Here is a 23,550-nt window from a genome sequence, read left to right on the forward strand (position 1 = left end):
CCCCTTCAGGGGATTTAGGGGTGACATAAAATGATATTTTATTACAAATTGAAACTAACGTTGTTCTGATGTTTAATTTTTGGACACCCTCTTTTATTTCTTCTTTTTCAATTTAGGATATTCGATGCGGGCGTGATAAATATTTTTCAGCTTGTTTTTAAATACCTCTTTAGCTTCTGTTATTTCAGCAAACGTAATTGGGGCATTTAAAAACTGGTCCTCCTCAATCTGTTTGTCAATAATTCTTTCAACTAATTTGTCTATCTCATCATCGTTATATTTTTTCAGACTTCTTGAAGCAGCTTCAATAGAGTCGGCCATCATTAATATGGCTGTTTCTTTCGTGAAAGGTGTTGGACCCGGATAAGTAAAGATGCTTACGTCGGCTTCTTTATCCGGATTTTCATTGACAAACGAATTGTAGAAATACCAGGTTTTAGTTGTTCCTTGATGAGTAGTAATAAAGTCAATTATTTGCTTAGGTAGTTTTTCTTTCATGGCCATTTTTACACCACTCTCAATGTGATTGACTACCACTCGTGCACTTTCTTCATAGGTCAGTTCAGAGTGAGGATTTAAACCTTCAGCCTGATTTTCGGTAAAATACATTGGAGAAGCCATTTTACCAATATCGTGATACATTGCACCTGCTCTTACCAAAGCTGGGTTTGCGTTTAACTTGTAAGCAACCTCCTGAGCAAGATTTCCAACCTGAATGCTGTGCTGAAAGGTTCCCGGACAAGCCTCTGCCATTTTTCGTAAAATTGGGTGATTGGTATCGGAAAGTTCAACCAATGTAACATCTGATAAAAATCCAAAGAGTCGTTCAAATATCCATATCAAAGGATAAACCATTAAAAGCATAATGCCGTTGATACCAAAATAGATAAACATTTTAACGTTGATGGATGCGAAATTGCCCTCTCTCCATAATGAAAGAGCTACGTAAAAAAGTGAGTACGTTATGGTAATTAAAATAGCAGCACGCACAATATGACTTCTTCTCACCATTCTGAATAAACTGAACAGAGCTACCAGACCCGCCGGAATCTGAATGAAAACAAATTCAAAACTATTTTCAGTAAAGAAGGCACTTATCAGAATTGTAACAACATACATAAAGAAGGCCAGACGGCTATCAAAGAAAGTACGGATGATGATTGGAAGAATAGCAAATGGAATGATGTAGAATGGAAAGTCTTCAAATAACTTCTCCAAACTGGCTAATCCTGTCATTATAAGTGTTATCAAAAGGATAAAACCGATTGAACTGATCGATTTATAAACGTCGTTTCTGAAGAAATATAAAAACAATGAGATGGTTACAAATAATAGAGTCACCAATAAAAACTGTCCTGCTAATATAAAATAGTAATTAGATGTTGTGGATAGTTTTGATTCGTAATTTCTTCGTAAAGAGTCTAATACTTTTACAGTTGAATTCTGTACTATTTCTCCCTGGTCTATTATTCTTTGCCCTGCCAATACTCTTCCGGAAGTAAGTGAGATGTTATTCTGAAGGTTGGCTATCTCTGTGGGATTTCGTTCCTCATCGTATATAATATTGGGTTGGATGTAATTGTTTAGTTCCAAGTCAGTTATGAATTGTGTCAACTCATGATCGATCACACCGGCATCACCTATGATGGCACGAATTGCTGTTGTTGAAAGAAACTGATAGGCCTGAGTTTGTAAATACATTTCTGATAAGGCAAAAGGCTCTGCATAGCCACCTTTTACAAGCATTAATTCAAAATTGTCGTCCACCCCAATATATTGGTCAGGCAGCAGAATAATTCCTTTTTTATAAATGTTGTTAAGGCCTTCCTTGATTGATTTCTTAATATAACCAAAGTAGCTGGTGTCTTTGGTGTATGATTTAGAAAGGTTAGGGTATGAAGTTTTTTTAGTTAATACCAATTCGGTATAATCTTTTTCGAATCTTTCAAGTACTTGAGCTTCCTTTGTTGTATCCTTAAAAAAGTAAGGCCTGTAATGCTTAATTAAACTATCTGTTTCCTGTTTTAATTCGGCGTTTGTTTTATATATCGGAAAGTCAAATGGTGCAATTAAAGTCTGGTGTTTCCATGGTAATCCACTGATATATTCGTATCCAAACTTTCCTGTTTTAGGAAGCAGATAGGTAACTAATCCAATAGCAATCAAGAAAAATAACACCCTCAGGATTGGATGAAAATATTTCGATTTGAAATGAGGAAAGCGCTCAAGCATAAAGATTGATTTTACGAAATAATGGATAATAATGACCAAATGTAACTAAAACCTTAGATTTTTTAAATAATTTGGCTTTTTATAAATAGTACTATTATCACACCATCAATGGAGAAGTCAATTTGCACATTTGGATACATTCCGATAAGGAAAGAACCTGCAGAGCAATCAGAAATGGTCAGTCAGGTTTTGTTTGGCGAATCGTTTGATATTACTGAAAGAATTGATAAATGGTGTCGAATTAAACTTCATACGGATAAGTACGAGGGTTGGATTGATGCTAAACTGGTTGAGAAGTTATCCGAGAAGTCTGTTGAGCTTTGGGAAAAATCAACAAAATGGTGTGTGCCGGGACCGTTTATTAAGGTTTTTTCCGAACCGGATAAATCAACTCATTATATTTCCGGGGGAAGTTTGATTTTTATGAATTCAGCCGATCGAAGTAGTTTTACAATCGGAACCAAAGAGTTTTATATTTCAAGTAATTATAACGTTGATAAGCCAGTAGGTGATATTTCTGATGTGGCCCATTCGTTTATAAATGTACCTTATTTATGGGGTGGACGAAACTTTTATGGACTCGATTGTTCCGGTTTTGTGCAAGTTGTGTATGCTATTAAAGGAATACAGATCCCACGTGATGCATCGCAACAGGTAGGGTTGGGAAATATGGTTTCATTTGTGGAAGAAGCCAAAGCCGGAGATTTGGCGTTTTTTGATAATGAAGAAGGCAATATTGTTCATGTTGGTATGTGTCTGGGAAGAGGGGAAATAATACATGCTTCTGGAAGAGTGAGGGTTGATAAGTTTGATCATCAGGGAATTTTTAATCAGGAATCAAACAAATACAGCCATAAATTACGTGTTATAAAGAGAATTATCGAATAATGAGTTATACCTACGATTACCCGCGTCCGGCAGTAACAACTGATGTATTGTTGATAACAGAAAAACTACCACAAAAGATCTTATTAATTCAGAGAGGAAATGATCCTTTTAAAGGTAAGTGGGCCCTACCTGGTGGTTTTGTTGATATGGATGAAGAGTTAAAGATGGCTGCTTTGCGCGAACTTCAGGAAGAAACAGGCATTGAGAATGTAGAAGTGGAGCAGTTCAGAACCTATGGTAGTGTTAACCGTGATCCCAGACATCGTACTATTTCTGTAGTTTATACCGGTTTTGTAACAGATGAATTGGAATGTACAGGGCAGGATGATGCTGCAGATGCACAGTGGTTTACTCTGGATAAATTACCTGAATTGGCTTTTGATCATGAATTGATCATTTCAGAAGCCAGAGAATATCTAAACATTTAAGGATTGGGCAAGGATAATTGAAGCTTCGGGACCCATATTAAAAATTAGATCGAGAATGCTCATGTTGGCTATAAATCCATGTTTCTGAGCAAAAACCTGCCAGTAATTGATAATTTTAAAATCTTTATCGTACTCCGGTTTGTGTTTTGGGCTTATTAAGAAACGTAGATCCTGAATGTTGTCCGTTTTTTGAATATATTCCGAACTTTGCGTAATGGTTATATTTAAGTCCAATGCACTAAGGATGGTATGGAATAATTTCATGTTATAATCCACTAAAGAGTCGAATTTCTGCTCATAAAACGGTTGAAAATCATCAGCATAATATTCAAAAAAAGGAGAGGAGTTATAAGCCGATGAAATAGACCTCCAATGTTGTTTTTGCCAGTCGGTATCATAACTGATCAATGCGTCTCTGGTTTTAATCTTTACATTTTTTTGATTGATGACCGGCACTGATAATGAGAGAGGGCCATTAGCAGCAACAATATTACACCTGTTTCTGTACGATTTGCGTTCGTACGAACAAAGCTGTTCCACAATAATATGATCACCATCCTGAAGATGTGCAAAAAGTTGTATTGGACCCAGATAGGTGAGAGGTATTATTTTATTCGGTTGTTTCATTGATGGTTTGTTGTTCCGCTTCTGTCGTTAATTTGTCTTTCTTACGTTCTTTCCTTTTCCAGATGAAGAAATACGATGCACCGGTAATGGCACCAAAGATAAAAACTGAGATTAACAATACAGCAAGTGATATGGAAACATCTTCAAAAAAGAATTTAACAGTAACTTCTTTTGCGTTTTGAACAGAGAAAATAACCAGAATGATTGCAAATACTGTGGCAATCCAAAATGTCTTTTTCATTATTGAGGCTTTTCGATTAACAATTTACCATCTAATGTAAGCAAATGCTTTTTATTTTGTAAAGGGTAATTTATTGATTACTCCAATAATATGGTTTTCGGGTACAAAACCCCAATAGCGGCTGTCGAATGAATGTGGACGATTGTCGCCGGCTACCCAATAATAATTCATCTTAAATGTATATTTCTTACATTCTTTATCGTTCAGATATATTTTGCCGTTTTTCAATTCTACCTTATTTCCTTCATAAGCTTCAATGATGCGCCAATATAGAGGCAGATTGGTTTCATTTAGCTCAATGGTTGAGTCTTTGGCAGGAATAACAGCCGGCCCCCAGTATGAAGCATTCCATAACGATGATGTGCTGAATGGAAAAATATAAGGATCCGCAAGGTTAAGGGGCCTTTCAACACTTTCGAGGTAATCAGTCCAGTTGTGCTGTGTAACAGTTTTGCTTTGTATCTCAATTATTTGTTGATTGTCTTCTGTATAAGTTGCGTTGGCTTCATTGAGTATGGAACTGCGAATGTTTTTAGGGGTATTGGCTGCTAAAGAATATTTATTAATAAATATTGGATTGTATTTATATTTTTCACCATTGATGAAGTTTTTACCATCTTTTATCTGTAAGGTATCACCTGGTAAAGCTACAATGCGTTTAATGAATCTTGGTCTCTCGTGCACCGGAGTGAAGGCAATCGGCTTATTCGCCATATTGTTTGGCTTACCACTGATTTTAGCCTCTCTCTTTTTAAAGTGATAGTTTTCCTTTGGTGCATCATTAAATACAGTATCGGCTTCAGGAAAATAAAAAACAATCACCTCACCATAATCAAGGTCATCTAATCCAATTAATCGATGATAGGAGTCAACGTCGTCAATTGATTTACCTGTTCCAATCTCAATCTTATTCATTATGAATATATTACCTGTATGGTAAGTTGGCTCCATTGAAGAAGATTGGAGGGTGTAGATACCAAAAAGGTAGTTGTTGATGAAAAGCAAAATAATGATTGCATAGAACGATGCAAGAAACCATCCAATCAGATTTTTTTTTCGAGCTCCTTTTCTATTCCAGAATTGATAAAGCTTTTTTCTTGTGGGTTGATGCCATAATATAATAAAATGACCGAGTAAAAGAAGTATCAATATCCAGCTCTGTGACCATATGCATATTAAAAGAAAGATAATGGTTAACGTGTAGCGGGTTATTTCTTTTTTAGTCATTCTGTTCTTTGTCTGGAGGTAGAAAAAGAAGCAGCAAGGAGGAACCTTGCTGCATAATATTTAGTCTTTGTGTACTAACTTAAATATTCGTTCCCAGCGGATGTTTGAAGGGAAACTTTTATCCTTATCAAGAGAAAGCCAAACCAAAATTGGTTTACCTACAATGTGATCTTCGGGCACAAAACCCCATGATCTTGAATCGGCTGAATTATGTCGGTTATCACCCAACATAAAGTAATAATCCATCTTAAAGGTGTAAGATGTTGCCAATTCATCATTAATAAATATCTGACCATCTTTAACTCTGAGTTTATTGCCTTCATAAGCAGTTATTACTCTTTCATAGATTGGTAGATTTTTGATATTAATTTCAACTGTTTCTCCTTTTTTAGGCATCGTTAACGGGCCAAAATTATCACGACTCCAGTTGTAATCCGAACTGTAAGGAAAAACCTGCAAACCAGAATTGTTCGGAATGTCTTCATCCATCGTAATGGATTGAACAAAAGGCATGTCTTTCACTAATTCAGCCTTATCTTTTGTTAAAGGTACATAGAAATCATTTCCATACATTCCTCCACGGTCAGCAACAGAAACCCCCATGCGTTCGTAAAAACGATCATTAAGGGTAGTTCCATCAGTTTTAATAAGGTAATTGTGTTGCAAGCCTTCAGGATTTTCAACAGCTTCTCCATTGATATAAACCTGATTATGTCTTACTTCAAAAACATCTCCCGGTAAGGCGATACATCTTTTAACGTAATTATCGCGTTTATCAACCGGACGGGCCAATACTTCTCCATATTTTTGAGGATCACTATATATTATCCTGCGACCAATATTCATAAAATAATGGTTACGTTCGTAATCAGAACTGAAAGGAGCAGTTGGCATAAGGTTAGAATTTATTTGTGCCTCCTGTATGCCTTTTATCATCGACAGATTATAGAAATCGGGGTTGTTGGCTTTGAACGGAACAGTATCACCTGCCGGGAAGTTAAAAACAACAATATCGTTATGCTTGATATTGGTAATTCCTTTCAGACGTTTGTAATCCCAATGAGGCCAGTCGAGATACGATTTGATATTTGTATTCGATGAAAAAGTATTTTGTACCAGAGGAAATGCAATAGGAGTATTGGGCATTCTTGGTCCGTAACTGGCTTTACTAACAAATAAAAAGTCTCCTACCAGCAGTGATTTCTCTAAGGAGCTTGTAGGGATTTTATAGTTTTGAAATAAGAAAATATTGATAATATAAACAGCTACTAAGGCAAATACAATGGCATCAATCCATTCGACAATTGCACTTGGCTTCTTGCCATCTTTTCTTTTTTTCCAGAAACCCCAGGGGATTTTTTTAGTGATATAATTATCAAATACTAGAGGGTAGCCCAATAGAAACCAATAGTTTCCAATCCAAACAACCCAAAGGATAAAGATAATGCTTGCTATTGCCAGCTTTATCCATTTAAAATACGGTTTGTTACGCATTATCTCTGATTTTATTAAAAGTTAAGTAGGTCTTTCATACTTAGTAATCCTTTTTTGCCTTTGGTAAACTCAGCAGCTAAAACTGCCCCCAATGCAAAGCCCTGACGTGATTTGGCACTATGATGAATAATAATTTCATCAACAGGAGATTCGTATTTAATAGTGTGAATTCCGGGAACCTGCCCTTCACGGATGGCTTTGATGTTAATTTCATCTTGTTTAGGTTCCTCTAGCGTCCAGCTGTTTTTGCGTTCAAGATTTTCAATGATTCCTTCGGCCAAAGTAATAGCTGTACCACTGGGTTCATCAAGTTTTTGAGTATGATGCACTTCTTCCATCGAGACATCATATTCTTTCACCTTATTCATCAGTTTGGCCAATTGTTTATTGATCTCAAAAAAGATATTTACACCAAGGCTGAAGTTTGATGCATAAAAGAAGGTTTTACCATCTTCTTTACAAGCTTTTTCAACTATTGGATATTTATCAAGCCAACCTGTTGTTCCTGACACAACCGGAACATTGTTTTCAAAACATTTTTGGTAATTATTGAATGCTGCTTCCGGGCGGGTAAATTCAATGGCAACTTCGGCTGATTTAAAAGATTCGTCATCGAAAGAATCGCTGCTGCTAACATCAATTCTGCTTACTATTTCATGACCTCTCTCCAGGGCAATTTTCTCAATCTCTTTGCCCATCTTGCCGTATCCTATTAATGCTATCTTCATTTTTAATTAATTCTTTTCCAATCTGAGCAAAGATAAAAAAAGCACGTAAGTTATAAAGGTTATTAAAGCTTAAGTTTTGTTTTAGTTGCTTTAGGTGAGGGGGGAATAAAAAAAGGAGGTCTAATTGACCTCCTTTAATAATATTTTGAAAAGCTAATTAAGCTGCGCTCATTGCTTTTTTAACAACAGCTTTGAAAGCTTCAGGATGATTCACTGCTAAATCGGCAAGAACCTTACGGTTGATTTCAATGTTTTGTGCGTGTAAAGCACCCATCAACTTACTGTAAGATACACCTTCGATACGAGCAGCAGCATTGATACGCTGAATCCACAATGCGCGGAAGTTGCTCTTTTTCTTCTTTCTGTCACGATAAGCATACTGCATACCTTTTTCGTACGCATTCTTAGCTACCGTCCAAACATTTTTTCTACGACCAAAGTATCCTTTGGTTTGCTTTAAAAGCTTTCTGCGTCTTTCTCTTGAAGCCGCATGATTTACTGATCTTGGCATTTTTAAATCATTTTCGAATGGTTAGCGTCCCAGTCTCTGTCGGGATCTTTCGGCTAATTCACTCAGTTAAAATTAAATTTTTCTCTCTTCTCGAAATTTGTTCTTACTTCATGTTCAACAATAGCTTGATGTTTGTTTCATCAGCTTTGTCAACAGTGCCAGCATAGGTCAAATTTCTCTTACGCTTAGTCGACTTCTTAGTTAAGATGTGACTTTTGAAAGCGTGCTTTCTCTTAATTTTTCCACTACCGGTGATGGTGAAACGTTTCTTCGCACCGGAGTTAGTTTTCATTTTTGGCATTACTCTATATATTAAGTTAAAATATAAGCTATTTTTTCTTAGGCGCTTTTGGTGCGATAAACATGATCATACGTTTACCTTCTAACTTAGGTAATTGCTCCACTTTACCGATTTCTTCCAAATCTTGTGCAAAGCGTAACAAAAGAATCTCACCTTGCTCTTTAAAAAGGATTGAACGTCCTTTAAAGAAAACGTATGCTTTTACTTTTGCACCTTCCTGTAGAAATTTCTCAGCATGCCTTAATTTAAACTGATAATCATGATCGTCGGTGTTTGGTCCGAAACGAATTTCCTTAACTACCACCTTAACGGCTTTGGCTTTCATTTCTTTTTGTTTCTTTTTCTGCTGATAAAGAAACTTTTGGTAATCAGTTATCTTACATACCGGAGGATCAGCCTTTGGAGAAATCTCTACCAAATCCAGATCCAATTCGTCAGCCATTTTAAGTGCTTCTGATGTAGGAAAAACACCCGGATTGTCAATGTTATCACCAACTAATCTTACCTGTGGTACTCTTATGTACCTGTTAATTCTGTGTGCAGGCTCTTCTTTTACTTGACGGTCCTGCCTTCTGTTCGGTCTAGCTATTGTTAAACCCTCCTTCTTTAGTTAATATTATTGTCAATCGCAGAAAGCATATCTTGTACTTCCTGATTAATAAAACTTACAAATTCATCGAGTTTCATCACTCCTTTATCACCCTCACCCTGCTTCCGAACGGCAACTTTTTGTTCTTCGGCCTCTTTTTCTCCTACAATCAGAAGGTATGGAATGCGCTTTAACTCATTGTCCCTGATCTTCTTACCTATTTTTTCGTTACGGTCGTCAAGAACGGCACGAATATCGGAATTATTTAGGAAATTAAAAACTTTTTTTGCGTATTCATTGTGCTTTTCACTTATGGGGCAAATTACCACCTGTTCAGGGGTTAACCATAGAGGAAATTTACCAGCCGTGTGCTCAATAAGTACCGCAACAAAACGTTCCATACTTCCGAAAGGTGCCCTGTGAATCATTACCGGACGATGCTTTTGGTTATCACTTCCAATGTATTCCAGTTCAAAGCGCTCAGGCAGGTTGTAATCTACCTGTATTGTACCTAATTGCCACTTGCGGCCTAAGGCATCTTTCACCATGAAGTCAAGCTTAGGACCGTAGAAGGCTGCTTCTCCATATTCTACAATGGTTTGCATTCCACGTTCTTCACAAGCTTCAATAATTGCTTGTTCAGCTTTATTCCAGTTGTCTTCGCTACCGATGTATTTCGAATGATCTTCTGGATCACGTAAAGAAACCTGGGTGATATACTCTTTAAAATCAAGTGCTTTAAAGATGTATAAAATGATGTCGATTACTTTTTTAAATTCGTCTTTGATCTGGTCAGGACGGCAGAATAAGTGTGCATCATCCTGAGTAAATCCACGTACTCTGGTTAAACCATGTAATTCACCACTTTGTTCATAACGATAAACAGTTCCAAATTCAGCAAAACGAATTGGTAGATCTTTGTATGAACGAGGTTTCGTTTTGTAAATCTCACAGTGGTGAGGACAGTTCATTGGTTTAAGTAAAAACTCTTCTCCTTCGGCTGGCGTGCTGATAGGCTGGAATGAATCTTTACCATATTTTGCATAGTGACCAGAAGTCACATATAATTCTTTATTACCAATATGAGGTGTTATTACCGGCTCATAACCATACTGAACCTGTACTTTCTTTAAAAAGTTTTCTAAACGCTCACGAAGTCTTGCTCCTTTAGGTAACCATAACGGTAGTCCTTGTCCTACTTTTGCAGAGAAGGCAAATAACTCCAGTTCTTTACCAATTTTACGGTGATCACGTTTTTGAGCTTCTTCTAATAATACTAGATAGTCCTCAAGCATCTTAGCTTTTGGGAATGTGATACCGTAAATACGGGTTAACTGTTTGCGTTTTTCATCACCTCTCCAGTAAGCACCCGCAACATTTAATAATTTAACAGCTTTGATTGGTGCTGTTGATGGTAAGTGTGGTCCACGACATAAATCAGTGAAATTACCTTGTTTGTAAAACGAAATTGTTCCGTCTTCCAGTTCACTGATTAATTCCAGTTTGTATTTATCATCTTTTTGCGTGAAATAATCCAAGGCATCGGCTTTAGATACTTCACTTCTGACATAATCTAATTTTTGGCTTGCCAGTTCTTTGAACTTTTTTTCAATTTTTGGCAAATCAGCATCTTTAATCACTACATCATCACCAGTATCGATATCGTAATAAAAACCATTTTCGATAGTTGGACCAATACCAAATTTGGTGCCTGGGTACAAGGCCTCAATAGCCTCGGCCATTAAGTGAGCTGAAGAATGCCAGAATGCATGCTTACCTTCCTCGTCTTCCCATTTATGTAATTTAACCGTTGCGTCGGTGGTGATAGGGCGCGTTAAATCCATAAGGGTATCATTTACCGTTATCGATAATACTTCTTTAGCCAAACGTGGACTAATACTTTGCGCAATATCAAGGCCTGTTACACCGGCTTCATACTCTCGGACACTTTGGTCTGGAAAGGTAATTTTTATCATTCTTTTTTCGTTTTTAAAGAAAAATCACGCAAAGATAAATAAAACCAATTAAACAACCTTTTAAAAGATTGTCATTTATAGGTTTTTTAGGTAATTAGCGTAAGAATGATGGGGGAAGTAGATTTTTAAAGTTGCAATCTATTAAGAAAGGGGAGGGTGATTTCTTAATAGATTGCATTATATTATAGGTAATTAGGCTTTATGAAAGCGTTTGCCTTTTTTAAAAATTAAACGTTCTTCCAATTCCAGTTTCTGATCTGGCGTTGCCAAAAAATAGGTCTTACAATCATCTCCACAGCAGGCATTGTATTTTTCTTTACAATCGTCGCATTGTATAAATAACAGATTACATTTTTTATTAGCGCAGTTTGTATGCGTGTCGCATGGCTTTCCACACTGATGACAGTTGCTGATCACATCATCCGAAATACGTTCTCCCAGACGATTGTCGAATACGAAGTTTTTACCATTGTATGTATTCTCTAATCCTTGCGATTTGATTTGTCGAGAGTAATCAATGATACCGCCTAAAAGTTGATTAACATCGCTGAAACCATGGTGTTTAAGGTAGGCGCTGGTTTTTTCGCAACGTACGCCGCCCGTACAGTATAACAGGATCTTTTCATTTTCTTTCCCTTTAAGTTTCTCAAGTACTTCGGGAAGTTCGTCTTTGAAAGTTTCGGCATCGGGTAGGATTGCTCCTTTGAAATGCCCGATCTCACTCTCGTAATGGTTACGCATATCAACAACGGTAGCACCTTCTTCCAGGGCCTGATTCCATTCTTTGGCCGACAAATGCTGGCCAACATTGGTTACATCATATTCATGTGCCTGCAATCCATCAGCCACAATTTGCTTACGCACCTTAACCTGAAGTTTTAGAAATGATTTACCATCATCTTCAACTGCTATTTTAAAAGGAATATCTTCAAATAAACTGATGGAACGCAAATGTTTCTCAAAATCTTCCCATTTATGATCGGGTACACTCATTTGTGCATTGATTCCTTCAGATGCAATATATATTCTTCCCAAACAATTCAATTGATTCCATTTTTCGTATAGAAGATTGCGCAAGGACCAGGTGTCGTTAATAAGTATGTATTTATAAAACGAAACAGTTGTTCGTTTAAAGGTTTCTTCGGCTAATCGCTTTTTTAATTCTTCGGGACCAAGTTTATTGTATAATCCTTTGTTCTTGCTGTTTGGATCCATGATTGTAATTTTTGCGCAAAAATATAAATCAAAAAAGAAAAACGGATAGAAAAATCCTAAAAAGATCCTAAAAGAACGGGGAAGTGCTGATGTTCCCCGTTATAATTGGATTCTTAATTATTAAAGTCCGCTAAAATCAATGTCGTTAAATACCATTGTAGGACTTAATATGCTGGAATAAGGATAAGGGTCGTTGCCTAATTCTGAAAGCTTTTGCCAAAAATCCTTGGCGTTGCCTGATATATTCATTTCATTAACTGGTTGAACTAATTTACCGTTTTCGATCAAAAAGCCCGAAACGCCAAATGAGAAATCGCCGGTTGTTGGATTTGAGTTGCCTCCATTGAAAGAGGTAACAAAAATACCTTTTTTTATGTCATTTGCAATTTTATCGAAGTTTCTTTCACCCAGTTCGAAGCGAATATTTGAAGGTTGCCCACCATTGGGTGTCATGTTTAGTTTTTTTCCGTAATAATTGTCGATGTAATATTGATTTAATACTCCATTTTTAATCATTGTTCTGGGTTGTGAAGCAATGCCGTCTCCATCGTACAAGCGCGAAGCAAAACCACCTTCTATAAACGGATCATCAATAAGGGTAAGTTTGGATGATGCAATTGATTTACCAATCATGCCTTCGAGATAAGAGCTTTTTTGTTGTAAAGCACGTGCCTGCATCGGACCGAAAAACATGTATAGTAACCTTGGTACGGCTCTGTTTTCAATTATCATGTCGTATTTGTCTGAAGCAATTTTGGTTTGCCCCATTTTACGCAGCGCATTCTGAGCAGCTTTATTGCCCAGTTCTTGTGGTGTTGGCATTGAATTGTAAAATCGACTTCCACCCCAGTGATAGCCTTCTGGTCTGGCATCATCATCTTTAACTGTAACTTCTCCACCGGCCCAGAAAGAAGTGGAAATTCTTTCTCCTATAAATCCATTGCTGTGTACTTTTACACTTTCAGAATAATCATCGCTGTATCCTCCAGTAGCAGATATGATCTTTTCACTCTGGGCACGGGCGATGTTTTCTATTTCTTTGGCAATGTTTACTTTTTGTTCGGGTGAAACTGACAAATATTGCCGATCTTCAATTTTTAGGTCTTTCTCCAGATTTTCAGGATATAGAGATGGATCGGGTAGTTCGCGGAATTCATCGGCACTTAAATATTTGGTTGCTTCAACAGCTTCTTTTATGAATTTTTGCAGATCGCTCTTGTTTAAGTTGTTGGTTGAATGACCAGAGTATTTGTGATCGCGATAAATGTTAAGCGATAAACCGTTGGTGGTTGATTCTTTAATCTTTTCAATCTTTTGTTCACGGACTTCAATTTCTACAGATCGTGAGTTATATACTGAAGCTGCGACTTCTGATGCTCCTTGTTTTTTTGCATAGTCAACGGCCCAGATGGCCAGATCTTTACGTTCTTTTGTGTTCATTGTGGTTTGTTTTGAGTTAGACATGATCAGGCATTAACACCGCCTACAGTAATTTTTGAGACTTTAACGGTAGGTAAACCCATCGAAACAGGTACTCCTTGTCCGTTTTTACCACATGTCCAACCTCCTTCGGCCATTTTAAAATCATCTGCCACCATTTCAATGTCAGCAAGTACTTTAGGTCCGTTGCCAATTATATTAATGTCCTTGATTGGTTGAGTTAATTTTCCATCTTCAATGAGATAGCCTGATTTTACATAGAAAGTAAAGTCACCGGCGCCAATCATTACCTGTCCGTTGGTAAATGTTTCGGCGTAGATTCCGTATTTAACGGATTCAATAATCTCCTCTTTTTTATGAGGTCCATTCTCCATATAAGTGTTTCTCATTCGAGGCATAGGCATATGACGGAAGGATTCGCGGCGGCCGCTTCCGGTTGTTTTTACGCCATAATGTTTGGAACTGATACGGTCGTGCAGGTATGAAGTCATGATTCCGTTAGATACCAAATAGGTTTTTTCTGTATCGTTGCCTTCATCATCTACATTAATGGATCCTCTGATGTTGGGGTTAGTACCATCATCAACAATGGTAACAAATTCATTGGCTACCTTTTTGCCTATTTTGTCGCTGAAGATTGAAACTTCTTTGCGGTTGAAATCGGCTTCCATGCCATGTCCAATGGCTTCGTGCAATAATATGCCCGAACTACCTGCTGCCAAAACTACTGGAAGTTCGCCTGCTTTAGGCTTAACTGCTGCAAACAAATCGGTAGTTCTTTTGACAGCTTCTGAGGCTAATAAATCTATATTGTCAGGTGTGAAGAATTCAATTCCACGACGACCTGAAAGATTAAAACTGTTTTGCTCCTTTTGTCCATTTTGCTCGGCAGTACAACTTACCGAAATTTGACCCATGGGCTGGTAATCAAATGTCATTCTTCCTTCGGAATTGGCGAAAAGAACATAGGATGTTTCATCCATAAACCACACATTTGATTTGATGATGCGGTTATCCATGGCGAAGACCTTATCATTTATCTGTTGCAGATAAGGAATTTTTTCATTGATCGAAACTTCTTCCCACGGAGTTTTAATAACATAGTAATTGGGCAGTTTGTGATTTTCAAAAGCTATTGGTTCAATCATTGATGAAGTATTAGCGATATTGGCAGCCGTACGAGCAGCCGATTTCATCGCATCCATACTTATTTCTTCGCTGAATGAATATCCTGTCTGATCACCTTTTAAAACTCTAATACCAACGCCCAGGCTAATGTCTGAATAGGCTCTGTTAACTGCTTTATCTTCCAATCCAATGTAATTGCCTATTGTATGTTGAAAATATACATCGCAATAATCTCCTCCTTTTGATAATCCTTCTCTGATTATTTCCTGAATCATTTGCTGATTAACTCCAAAATGTTCAAGATAGTCGTGTAGTGTCATGTTGTTTCCTGTTGCTGACGGGCCATTTGTGCAGCCCGATAGTAAATTTGGCAAGATGGCTGTTCCAACTGCGGTAATAGCTCCGGCCCTGATAAAATCCCGACGATTAATAGTAGCTTTCATTAAGTAATAGTTTAGATGTACGCTGATAACAAAAAGCAGGTTGAAGTCGCTTTTTGAATAATTAATTGTGGGAAATGCAAATAGTCACTTAGTAAAAGTAAATTTTTTTGATAATTAATACAAGCACTTATAAGTAAATGCTGAAATACAATTGACCGTGAATATTTAGTTTTTAGAAGGAGAAGATTGATTGGGAAATGTTTAGGATAAAGCATAAAAAAAAGCGACCATTGGTCGCCTTTGATATTGTGAAAGTTTATTTGTTACCACAGTTTTTCTGGGTAAATGCCTGAAGAAATCAATTCGTCAATTTTTTGTTGAACCATTGGTTTGTCTTCTTTGTATGTAACGCCAAACCACTTCGAATCAGTTCTGATTACTTTGGTTGAAGCTTCCCCTTTTTTAATCAACTGATCAACCACAGCATTGAAATAGAATTCAGATTTCATTTCCTGTCCTTTTTCTTTTAAGAAATCAAGAAAGGCGCTTTCCAGCTTTTCAAAATAATTTGGTTTGAATGCCCAAAAATTCATCGAAACAGCTTCGGTTCCGGTTAACTCGGTTTTAGAATCTTCTTCGTAAAAGAAAATCTTTTCGCCTTCGTAACCAATTTTTGTTCGCTCCACAATATTTACCAGGTTGCCATCGGCATTGGTTTCGCATACTCCTCGCGAAACGGTTCCGTGTTCTGATAAAGTGTTGTTTAGTTTGTATCCGACCATGGCATATTCGTTTTCATCTTTGCTATCAGCTACAAAATCGAAAACCTGCTTGTAAGCTTCACGACCATAAAAATCATCGGCGTTGATAATAGCAAATGGTTCGTTGATAACTTCTTTTGCCATTAATATTGCATGGCCAGTTCCCCAGGGTTTTTCACGCCCTTCGGGTACCGAAAATCCTTCAGGTAAGTTTTTCAGATCCTGGTATACATATTCTGTTTTGATTTTACCTGCCAGGCGAGGCTCGAAACGTGCTTTAAAAACATCGGCAAAGTCTTCGCGAATCACAAAAACAACTTTGTCGAATCCTGATTGGATTGCATCGTAAACCGAATAATCAATGATTGATTCTCCGTGAGGTCCCAATTCGTCCATTTGTTTCAGACCTCCGTATCGGCTTCCCATGCCGGCAGCAAGAATCAGTAATGTTGGTTTCATATCAGAATGGTTTTATTTTAAGTTCTTAATTATTTGCTTCTCTCGAAGTCTTTCTTCAGACCAAGATACAACCAATTTGCCAAAGCCTGACGATTGTCTGCTATAACAAATCGAAGTTGATCGCGGTAATTTTGGATGTTACCTAATTCGATAAATACCGAAACAGGAGTTGTATTGCGCAATACATATAGATTACGATCGCTTACGGTTCCTTCAAATCCTCTGGATGGCTGATGTTCACCATATTTTTCATTAAAGATATCACGTAAGGTAATGGCCAGCTGTTCACCGTTTTTGCTTTTTTTGTAATGATAAAAGAAGACATCAATTTGTTTACGTTTACTTCGGCTGTCGACATGAAGTATTAAAGCTCTTCGGTATTTTTCTGTGTCGTTCTTATAAAGCTCATTTACTTTTTTCGATCGCTGAATAAGCCTATCCATTTGATTTAAAGGAATGGTTTGACCCATGCATGTCTCGTGGTTGTCGTACTTCAATATTTGCTCATCTCGTATACCATCATCCGGATCCTGTATAAGGATGTGTACTTTAGCACCATTCTCGATCAGTTTTTTTGCCAGACGAAGGGTAATGTCGTATGCATATTCATCCTCGTGCAGTTCGTAAGAACCGTATTGGCCTATAGCGCCGGGATCAGGACCGCCATGACCTGAGATCAGATAAAAAACAGCTCCCTTCATTTCGTCTGATTCAACCGGAAATTTCTCTCGATCTTTTCCAAAGAGTGGCTCAAATAAATCTGTTTGCTTTACCGGAATTACATATGATTCGTGTAGCAATAGGCTGTTATTAGAACCGAATTTACCTTTATTTAATTGTAAAAACTCTTCTAAGTCTTCCTGTGGCGACAGATTGTTTCTTATCATAAAAGAATACAGCCCTTCTCCGTTTTGTGGTTTGCTTGATGTCTTTACCTCCGTGTTCTGCGCCAATAACCAAAAAGGAAACAAAAGGAAAAGGAATGCTATATATGAGTGTCTAGCTTTTATCTTCATAAAGCACAAAAATATAGTTTTTAAGTAATTCAGTATAATATTCTACAACGGTCATTCTGCTATTTTATTAATAAGCTTAGTTATTGCATTAATTAAATGATTTAATGGATTAACGAAAGAAGTGTAAAGTAAATATTATCAATAAAATATTGAGTATAAAGAGTTGTGCTTTGGGTGAAGTTGATTTATAAAAAATTGTCAAATGGTAAAATTTGTTTTTATTAATTTCAGATCTTGCAAAATGTAACTAGTTCTTTTAACCTCATATTATGAATAATTCATTACACACAGTTTTAGGTGCCTCCGGTGGAGTAGGACAATCGGTTTTACAAGTATTATTAGAAAAAGAATTACCTGCACGTGCTGTTTCCCGATCAATGAACTTTAAAGGAGTCGAATTGATGAGCGCTGATTTGCTAAAAGCAGAAGAGGTAGATAGGGTTGTGGCTGGATCAGCTGTTGTGTATTTATGTGTGGGACTGGAGTATAAAACCGAAGTATGGCAGCGCGATTGGCCTGTGCTGATGGATAATGTAATTGAGGCCTGCAGTAAACATGGGGCGACATTGATTTTTCTCGATAATGTATATATGTATGGTCCTGCTCCTTTACAGCAGAAGTTTGATGAAGGATATACCGAAAATCCTTCAACGCAAAAAGGTATAGTCAGGAAAATGATAGATGATAAATTAAAAGCTGCTTTTATACAAGGAAAGTTGCAAGGGGTAATTGCCCGCGCGGCTGATTTTATTGGGCCCAATGCAAATAACAGTGTTTTTTATTTTTCTTTCCTGGAAAGAATTATTAAAAATAAAGCTCCGCAGTCTTTATTACCTCGTGGACCCAAACATACTTATGCCAATACAATTGATTTAGGTAGAGCCTTGGTTGAGTTAGGGTTGGAACCTGAAACTTATAATGCGGTTTGGCATTTGCCCGTTGGTGAACCTGTTTCAGTCGATGAAATGATGGCAATTTTTAACGATGTTTTAGAAACTTCCTATAAAGTATCTTATATGCCGAAGTTATTAAAAAAGATTGTGGCTGCCTTTGTACCAGTCGTAAAAGAGTTTGATGAGATGATTTATCAGTTCGAATATGACTATATTATGTCTTTTGAAAAATTTAAAAAACAATTCCCCAATTTTAAAATCACTCCTTATCGTGAAGTTGTGAAACAAATGATAGAATCTTTTAGATAACTAGCGGGAGTCTGTAACTGGCAGAAAATAGGGTAAAACCGATATTAACGAAAAAAATAGTTGAATAAACTAAATAATTAGTTGCATAAACGAATTAAATAGTTACATTTGTTTTGTCAATAGAATTCATGGGTAAAAAATAACTAAAAATGACAGCGAAACGATTAACAAAACGTGAAGAAGATGTAATGAAGATTTTATGGGAAGCAGGTAAGGGTTTTGTAAAAGATCTGTTGCCAAAGCACCCTGAACCCAAGCCTCATTATAATACGTTTAGTACAATAATAAGAGGATTGGAAGAAAAGGGTTTTGTTTCTCATAATGCCTACGGCAATTCTCACGAGTATTTTCCTGCGATAAGCAAAGAAGATTATCGCAAGCTGTATATCAAAAATATGGTATCCGATTATTTTGAATCATCTTATAAAAATGTGGTTTCCTTTTTTGTAAATGAAGAAAAACTTAACGTAGATGATTTAAAAGAACTGATTGAATTAATTGAGAAAAAAGAAAAGTGATGGCATATTTGATAGAGTGGCAGATTAAAGCTGCTATAATGGTGGCATTAATGGTTATTGTTTTTGCACTTTTTTTGTCAAAAGATGCAATGTTTAACCGTAACAGAGTATGGCTCTTAAGTACATTGTTTGTACCGTGGATTATTCCTTTTATAGCTATGCCTGTTAGTGTTAAATCAATACTGTTTGCACCCGAAGCAGAACTTGATCTCACAACTTTATCAATACCTGTAACAACCCAAACAAACATAACTGAACAAACTGCATCTGTGATAAATTGGTCCAATATACTACTGGCCTTTTATTTGCTGATTAGTATGGTGTTTGTGGTTCGTTTGTTGTGGGGATATACCTATCTTTTTAAGTTAAAAGGCAAAAGTAAAAAGTTAAAAACAAAAGGGTTTGATTTATATCTGTTAGAGGATAATGATATTAATCCTTTCTCGTTCTTTCAATCGGTGTTTGTTCCACAATCAGTATTGGAACAGGCAGATCGAGACCATATTTTAAATCACGAACGAGCCCATTGCCGCCAATGGCATTCTGTTGACATTACCCTGGCAGAATGGATGTTGATATTGCAATGGTGGAATCCTTTTGCATGGTGGTTACGGAAATTAATCGCTCAAAACCATGAATTCTGTGTTGACAAAGCCATGATGCAAATTTCGGAAGAACCCAAACAGTATCAATATTCGCTTATGAATTACCTGCCCGGTAGCAAAAGTCTGAAGTTGGTTAACAATTTCAGCCAAAGTTTAATTAAAAAGCGAATAATCATGATGAATAATAAAACAGACAGAAAACTGATTTCAAAAATGAAGAGTCTTCTGGTTATGATAATGACATTTACAGCGTTGGTAGCTTTTACTAATCCTGATAAAACGGAAAAACAAACAAAGAAAAAAGAGGTCGTTGAAAATATTAAAACTAGCGATGATTTAAGAAAGTTTGTGGCACAAAACCTTAAGTATCCGATTGAAGCTCGTAATAATAATTTTACCGGAGATGTAACGGTTAATGTACCCATCAATAAAAGCGGAAAGGCTGGTAAACCTGAAATAGGTGAAGCAAAAGGTAGTGATGTGGTCAATCCAGGTGAGGTAGTGGTAGTTGCATATGCTCCTGAGGATGGTGCTTCAGGATATGATTCTTCTGTTTCGTTAACTGGTTTGGAGAATGAAGTCAAAAGAGTAATGACCAAATTACCTACTGTTGAAGATGTTAATCTTTTAGGTAAAACCCTGGAATTGAAAGTGAAATTTGTTTTGCAAAAGAAAGATGAACAGGTAGATGTGACTAAGCCTGCTATCTATCTTGATGGAAAGAGGTTTTATGGAGATATGAAGACCATTGCACCAAGTCAAATTGCTTCAGTGAATGTATTAAGAGATGAAGATGCGGTTGCCAAATATGGTGAAGATCATCGGATTGGTGTAATTGAAGTAACAACTAAGAGTGATGAAAGTAAAGAAAGGGAAGAGTTGGTTGTAGTTGGTTCTGGAAAGATGGATGATAATCCAGTTAAAGTAGCAGCTGAAAAATCAGGTTCTAATCCACTGTATGTATTGAATGGGGAAGAAATAAGTAAAAAAGAATTTGATGCCATTAAAAAGGATAAAATAGAATCGGTATCGGTTCTTAAAGATGAATCAGCTATTGCGGAATATGGAGATAAAGGTAAGAATGGAGTTATTATTATCAGTTTGAGTAAATAAATTTTTCATTCTCAATTGAGGAACCTAACTATTTGTTGAAGAAAGTAAAAAGATGGCATATTTAGTAGAGTGGCAGGTAAAAGCTGCATTGATTGTGGTATTAATGGTTGTGGTTTTTGCATTATTCTTATCGAAGGATACACTATTTAACCGAAACCGGATCTGGCTATTAAGTACGCTTATTCTGCCTTGGATAGTTCCGGTACTTGCCATGCCAGCTAGCGTTCGCTCTATTTTTTTTGCAGAAAGAACTATTATTGAATTACCTGATTTAGCAATTCCTCTTTCAAATCAGGTTGCGACTCCAAATCAAAGTTCTTTTACATGGGAGTGGTCGCACCTGTTTATTACTATCTATCTACTGGTTAGTTTGGTTCTGATGATCCGTTTGGTGTGGGGATATATCTATCTTGTAAAGTTAAAAGGCAAAAGTAAAAAGTTAAAAGTCAGAGGTTTGAATCTATATCTTTTAGACGATGAGGAGATCAATCCTTTTTCATTCTTTCAATCTGTTTTTGTGCCTCAATCGGTGATGGAGCAATCCAACAGAGACCATATTTTAAATCACGAACAAGCCCATTGCCGTCAGTGGCATTCTATTGACATTACCCTGGCAGAATGGATGTTGATATTACAATGGTGGAATCCTTTTGCATGGTGGTTACGGAAATTAATCGCTCAAAACCATGAATTCTGTGTTGATAAAGCCATGATGCAAACCACGGAGGAACCCAAACAGTATCAGTACTCCTTAATCAACTACTTGCCGGGAAGTACCAGTTTGAGGTTGGTAAACAACTTCAGCCAAAGTTTAATTAAAAAGCGAATAATCATGATGAATAATACCATTCAAAACAAATTTAAAACACAGTTAAAAGGAGTGTTTATTGCCTTCCTTACAGCTATTGCTATGCTGGCCTGTACCGATTCTGACAAAGTAAGTTCAGATAAAGTTGTTGAAACCCTGGCAGGATCAAGGGCTGTAATTAATTATGAGGATGGAACTAACTATAGTGTAGTTTTAACCGATAAAGGATTGGTTGAGGAATCGGAGAACATAAAAGGAGCCCAATTTATTCTTAATGGAGAAATTGCAGACTGGAGTTTATTAAAAGGTCTTAAAACTCATGAGATAAAATCATTGGGGCAGATTCCGGTAGGACAAAATTTTAAAGATGTTCTGTCTGCCGATAATAATGGGGCCATATTTGTAATGACTAAAGGTTTTGAAATACCTAAATCAGACCAATCCATTTCAGATCAGATAATTTACCTGAATGGGGAGAGGTATACGAAAGATATTAACAGTATTTCTCCTGATAATATTGAGGCAATTAATGTGTTAAAAGGTGAAGCGGCTATTGCTAAGTACGGTGAAGATCATAGTCAGGGAGTCATTGAAATTACAACAAAGGATTTTGAAAGCACTTCACATGATTTAGAAAGTAACTCCAGTAATGAAGTTGTTGTGGTAGGCTATGGAAAGATGGAAGATAATACGGTTAACAATATTGTGAAGAAAGGCGACAACGTCCAACCTGAGATTATAATTGATAAGAACAAATAATATTGGTGGTTTTAAGTGAATGGCCCGGGTAGTATCTTGCTCGGGTTATTTTTTATAGACCGATTGGTCGGTTTTGAATTTTATTCTATTTTTGTTAAAAACGCAACAACAACAATATGAACGAAATCTACTGGAACCTTCCATTGATAGAATGGATAGGTTATTTGGCATCAACGCTGGTGTTTATTTCATTGAGTCTGTCTTCTCTGGTTAAACTTAGGATTTATAATTTTGTCGGTTCATCCATCTTTTCGTTTTATGGCTTTTACATAGGAGCTTTACCGGTTGGTATTATGAATCTTCTTATTGGTTTATTTAATATCTACTATCTGCGCTTTTTGTTATTTAAAAAGGAGCGTTTTAATGTGGTAAGAGCAATTGCGGATGATGAGTTTTTAAGTCAGTATTTGCTATATCACTTCAAAGATATTTGTCGATATTTCCCGGATTTTAATCTCAACTTTAAAAAAATAAACAGTCAGGTACTGTTAGCCTTACGCGATGCAAAAGTAGCCGGTGTTTTTATTGTTGGAGATGATAAAGATGGGCAGGCAGAAATTATCCTAGATTATGTAACGCCCGAATACCGTGATTACAAAACAGGTCGCTTTTTATTGCAGAAGTATCGTGAACAACATGCTGATAGAAGTACCCGACGTCTGGTTTGCGAGTCTTCAAATAAATCACATATTAAGTATTTGAAAAAGATGGGATTTGTGCAAGAAGGAGAGCAGAAGTATATCCTGGAATTGTAGTGGAGTTGTTGAATGTGTAATTGTTTAGTTGCAGAATTGTTGAGTTGTTTAATTGTAAATATTCAATTAAACGATTCAACAAATGTACATTTAAACAGTTTCACAATTAAAAATTGATAATCGAATAATTGATTAATCGGCTAATC

General features: G+C 36.6%; 22 protein-coding genes. 7 read left to right on the top strand and 15 right to left on the bottom strand.

Going from position 1 to position 23,550, the window contains the following annotated elements; all coding sequences use genetic code 11:
- Positions 1-93: 93 nt before the first annotated feature.
- On the bottom strand, positions 94-2,232 hold the full coding sequence (locus tag ACRD62_RS07055) for an HD family phosphohydrolase (RefSeq protein ID WP_430819431.1): 2,139 nt from the start codon (positions 2,230-2,232) through the stop codon (positions 94-96).
- Positions 2,233-2,340: 108 nt separating this feature from the next.
- Here ACRD62_RS07055 and ACRD62_RS07060 point away from each other — a divergent pair, with 108 nt between their 5' ends.
- Together ACRD62_RS07060 and ACRD62_RS07065 are read left to right on the top strand one after the other, a co-directional pair.
- Positions 2,341-3,120, top strand: coding sequence for a C40 family peptidase (locus ACRD62_RS07060; RefSeq protein WP_430819432.1), 780 nt, complete (start codon positions 2,341-2,343; stop codon positions 3,118-3,120).
- Positions 3,120-3,548: an NUDIX domain-containing protein gene (locus tag ACRD62_RS07065; RefSeq protein ID WP_430819434.1), complete on the top strand. Its 429-nt coding sequence runs from the start codon at positions 3,120-3,122 to the stop codon at positions 3,546-3,548. The genes ACRD62_RS07060 and ACRD62_RS07065 overlap by 1 nt, the downstream gene beginning before the upstream one ends.
- On the opposite strand, the gene ACRD62_RS07070 is transcribed toward ACRD62_RS07065, so the two are convergent.
- The 14 genes from ACRD62_RS07070 to ACRD62_RS07135 all read right to left on the bottom strand — a co-directional run bounded on the left by ACRD62_RS07070 (position 3,537) and on the right by ACRD62_RS07135 (position 17,644).
- Positions 3,537-4,175, bottom strand: coding sequence for a WbqC family protein (locus ACRD62_RS07070; protein WP_430819435.1), 639 nt, complete (start codon positions 4,173-4,175; stop codon positions 3,537-3,539). The genes ACRD62_RS07065 and ACRD62_RS07070 overlap by 12 nt on opposite strands.
- Entirely contained in the window at positions 4,159-4,416 is a 258-nt protein-coding gene (locus tag ACRD62_RS07075) for a LapA family protein (protein ID WP_430819436.1), read from the bottom strand. The genes ACRD62_RS07070 and ACRD62_RS07075 overlap by 17 nt, the downstream gene beginning before the upstream one ends.
- A 51-nt stretch (positions 4,417-4,467) precedes the next feature.
- A complete protein-coding gene (lepB, locus tag ACRD62_RS07080; protein WP_430819437.1) occupies positions 4,468-5,643 on the bottom strand; it encodes a signal peptidase I in 1,176 nt (391 codons plus the stop codon).
- 60 nt (positions 5,644-5,703) lie between these two features.
- Positions 5,704-7,137 (bottom strand): signal peptidase I, encoded by a 1,434-nt coding sequence (lepB, locus tag ACRD62_RS07085; RefSeq protein ID WP_430819438.1) that lies wholly within the window; start codon positions 7,135-7,137, stop codon positions 5,704-5,706.
- Positions 7,138-7,151: 14 nt separating this feature from the next.
- Positions 7,152-7,865 (bottom strand): 4-hydroxy-tetrahydrodipicolinate reductase, encoded by a 714-nt coding sequence (dapB, locus tag ACRD62_RS07090; protein WP_430819439.1) that lies wholly within the window; start codon positions 7,863-7,865, stop codon positions 7,152-7,154.
- A 157-nt stretch (positions 7,866-8,022) separates the two neighbouring features.
- A complete protein-coding gene (rplT, locus tag ACRD62_RS07095) occupies positions 8,023-8,376 on the bottom strand; it encodes a 50S ribosomal protein L20 (RefSeq protein ID WP_321408957.1) in 354 nt (117 codons plus the stop codon).
- Positions 8,377-8,479: 103 nt separating this feature from the next.
- Entirely contained in the window at positions 8,480-8,677 is a 198-nt protein-coding gene (gene rpmI / locus ACRD62_RS07100; RefSeq protein ID WP_430819440.1) for a 50S ribosomal protein L35, read from the bottom strand.
- A 28-nt stretch (positions 8,678-8,705) separates the two neighbouring features.
- On the bottom strand, positions 8,706-9,266 hold the full coding sequence (gene infC, locus ACRD62_RS07105) for a translation initiation factor IF-3 (protein ID WP_430819542.1): 561 nt from the start codon (positions 9,264-9,266) through the stop codon (positions 8,706-8,708).
- A 17-nt stretch (positions 9,267-9,283) separates the two neighbouring features.
- On the bottom strand, positions 9,284-11,242 hold the full coding sequence (gene thrS, locus ACRD62_RS07110; protein WP_430819441.1) for a threonine--tRNA ligase: 1,959 nt from the start codon (positions 11,240-11,242) through the stop codon (positions 9,284-9,286).
- Between the two features lie 192 nt (positions 11,243-11,434).
- On the bottom strand, positions 11,435-12,457 hold the full coding sequence (trhO, locus tag ACRD62_RS07115) for an oxygen-dependent tRNA uridine(34) hydroxylase TrhO (protein WP_430819442.1): 1,023 nt from the start codon (positions 12,455-12,457) through the stop codon (positions 11,435-11,437).
- Between the two features lie 120 nt (positions 12,458-12,577).
- Positions 12,578-13,897, bottom strand: coding sequence for a TldD/PmbA family protein (locus tag ACRD62_RS07120; RefSeq protein WP_430819443.1), 1,320 nt, complete (start codon positions 13,895-13,897; stop codon positions 12,578-12,580).
- Between the two features lie 26 nt (positions 13,898-13,923).
- Positions 13,924-15,468: a TldD/PmbA family protein gene (locus tag ACRD62_RS07125; protein WP_430819444.1), complete on the bottom strand. Its 1,545-nt coding sequence runs from the start codon at positions 15,466-15,468 to the stop codon at positions 13,924-13,926.
- Positions 15,469-15,731: 263 nt separating this feature from the next.
- Positions 15,732-16,628 carry a nucleotidyltransferase family protein gene (locus ACRD62_RS07130; protein ID WP_430819445.1) on the bottom strand — a complete coding sequence of 299 codons (897 nt, stop codon included), beginning with the start codon at positions 16,626-16,628 and terminating at the stop codon, positions 15,732-15,734.
- A 29-nt stretch (positions 16,629-16,657) separates the two neighbouring features.
- Positions 16,658-17,644 (bottom strand): N-acetylmuramoyl-L-alanine amidase family protein, encoded by a 987-nt coding sequence (locus ACRD62_RS07135; protein WP_430819446.1) that lies wholly within the window; start codon positions 17,642-17,644, stop codon positions 16,658-16,660.
- 269 nt (positions 17,645-17,913) lie between these two features.
- Here ACRD62_RS07135 and ACRD62_RS07140 point away from each other — a divergent pair, with 269 nt between their 5' ends.
- The 5 genes from ACRD62_RS07140 to ACRD62_RS07160 all read left to right on the top strand — a co-directional run bounded on the left by ACRD62_RS07140 (position 17,914) and on the right by ACRD62_RS07160 (position 23,404).
- Positions 17,914-18,846 (top strand): NAD-dependent epimerase/dehydratase family protein, encoded by a 933-nt coding sequence (locus ACRD62_RS07140; protein WP_430819447.1) that lies wholly within the window; start codon positions 17,914-17,916, stop codon positions 18,844-18,846.
- A 149-nt stretch (positions 18,847-18,995) separates the two neighbouring features.
- Entirely contained in the window at positions 18,996-19,364 is a 369-nt protein-coding gene (locus ACRD62_RS07145; protein ID WP_321408970.1) for a BlaI/MecI/CopY family transcriptional regulator, read from the top strand.
- A complete protein-coding gene (locus ACRD62_RS07150; RefSeq protein ID WP_430819448.1) occupies positions 19,364-21,082 on the top strand; it encodes a M56 family metallopeptidase in 1,719 nt (572 codons plus the stop codon). Before ACRD62_RS07145 ends, ACRD62_RS07150 begins: the two co-directional genes overlap by 1 nt.
- A gap of 52 nt (positions 21,083-21,134) precedes the next feature.
- Positions 21,135-22,649, top strand: coding sequence for a M56 family metallopeptidase (locus ACRD62_RS07155; RefSeq protein ID WP_430819449.1), 1,515 nt, complete (start codon positions 21,135-21,137; stop codon positions 22,647-22,649).
- Positions 22,650-22,765: 116 nt separating this feature from the next.
- A complete protein-coding gene (locus tag ACRD62_RS07160) occupies positions 22,766-23,404 on the top strand; it encodes a GNAT family N-acetyltransferase (RefSeq protein ID WP_430819450.1) in 639 nt (212 codons plus the stop codon).
- Positions 23,405-23,550: the final 146 nt, after the last annotated feature.

This window comes from Carboxylicivirga caseinilyticus, from assembly GCF_050589785.1.
Taxonomy (GTDB): Bacteria; Bacteroidota; Bacteroidia; order Bacteroidales; family Marinilabiliaceae; genus Carboxylicivirga; species Carboxylicivirga caseinilyticus.

Bases quoted from the DNA above. Each gene is read 5' to 3' on its own strand.
- ACRD62_RS07055 (WP_430819431.1), bottom strand. From the start codon at position 2,232: ATGCTTGAGCGCTTTCCTCATTTCAAATCGAAATATTTTCATCCAATC.
- ACRD62_RS07060 (WP_430819432.1), top strand. From the start codon at position 2,341: ATGGAGAAGTCAATTTGCACATTTGGATACATTCCGATAAGGAAAGAA.
- ACRD62_RS07065 (WP_430819434.1), top strand. From the start codon at position 3,120: ATGAGTTATACCTACGATTACCCGCGTCCGGCAGTAACAACTGATGTA.
- ACRD62_RS07070 (WP_430819435.1), bottom strand. From the start codon at position 4,175: ATGAAACAACCGAATAAAATAATACCTCTCACCTATCTGGGTCCAATA.
- ACRD62_RS07075 (WP_430819436.1), bottom strand. From the start codon at position 4,416: ATGAAAAAGACATTTTGGATTGCCACAGTATTTGCAATCATTCTGGTT.
- lepB (WP_430819437.1), bottom strand. From the start codon at position 5,643: ATGACTAAAAAAGAAATAACCCGCTACACGTTAACCATTATCTTTCTT.
- lepB (WP_430819438.1), bottom strand. From the start codon at position 7,137: ATGCGTAACAAACCGTATTTTAAATGGATAAAGCTGGCAATAGCAAGC.
- dapB (WP_430819439.1), bottom strand. From the start codon at position 7,865: ATGAAGATAGCATTAATAGGATACGGCAAGATGGGCAAAGAGATTGAG.
- rplT (WP_321408957.1), bottom strand. From the start codon at position 8,376: ATGCCAAGATCAGTAAATCATGCGGCTTCAAGAGAAAGACGCAGAAAG.
- rpmI (WP_430819440.1), bottom strand. From the start codon at position 8,677: ATGCCAAAAATGAAAACTAACTCCGGTGCGAAGAAACGTTTCACCATC.
- thrS (WP_430819441.1), bottom strand. From the start codon at position 11,242: ATGATAAAAATTACCTTTCCAGACCAAAGTGTCCGAGAGTATGAAGCC.
- trhO (WP_430819442.1), bottom strand. From the start codon at position 12,457: ATGGATCCAAACAGCAAGAACAAAGGATTATACAATAAACTTGGTCCC.
- ACRD62_RS07120 (WP_430819443.1), bottom strand. From the start codon at position 13,897: ATGAACACAAAAGAACGTAAAGATCTGGCCATCTGGGCCGTTGACTAT.
- ACRD62_RS07125 (WP_430819444.1), bottom strand. From the start codon at position 15,468: ATGAAAGCTACTATTAATCGTCGGGATTTTATCAGGGCCGGAGCTATT.
- ACRD62_RS07130 (WP_430819445.1), bottom strand. From the start codon at position 16,628: ATGAAACCAACATTACTGATTCTTGCTGCCGGCATGGGAAGCCGATAC.
- ACRD62_RS07135 (WP_430819446.1), bottom strand. From the start codon at position 17,644: ATGAAGATAAAAGCTAGACACTCATATATAGCATTCCTTTTCCTTTTG.
- ACRD62_RS07140 (WP_430819447.1), top strand. From the start codon at position 17,914: ATGAATAATTCATTACACACAGTTTTAGGTGCCTCCGGTGGAGTAGGA.
- ACRD62_RS07145 (WP_321408970.1), top strand. From the start codon at position 18,996: ATGACAGCGAAACGATTAACAAAACGTGAAGAAGATGTAATGAAGATT.
- ACRD62_RS07150 (WP_430819448.1), top strand. From the start codon at position 19,364: ATGGCATATTTGATAGAGTGGCAGATTAAAGCTGCTATAATGGTGGCA.
- ACRD62_RS07155 (WP_430819449.1), top strand. From the start codon at position 21,135: ATGGCATATTTAGTAGAGTGGCAGGTAAAAGCTGCATTGATTGTGGTA.
- ACRD62_RS07160 (WP_430819450.1), top strand. From the start codon at position 22,766: ATGAACGAAATCTACTGGAACCTTCCATTGATAGAATGGATAGGTTAT.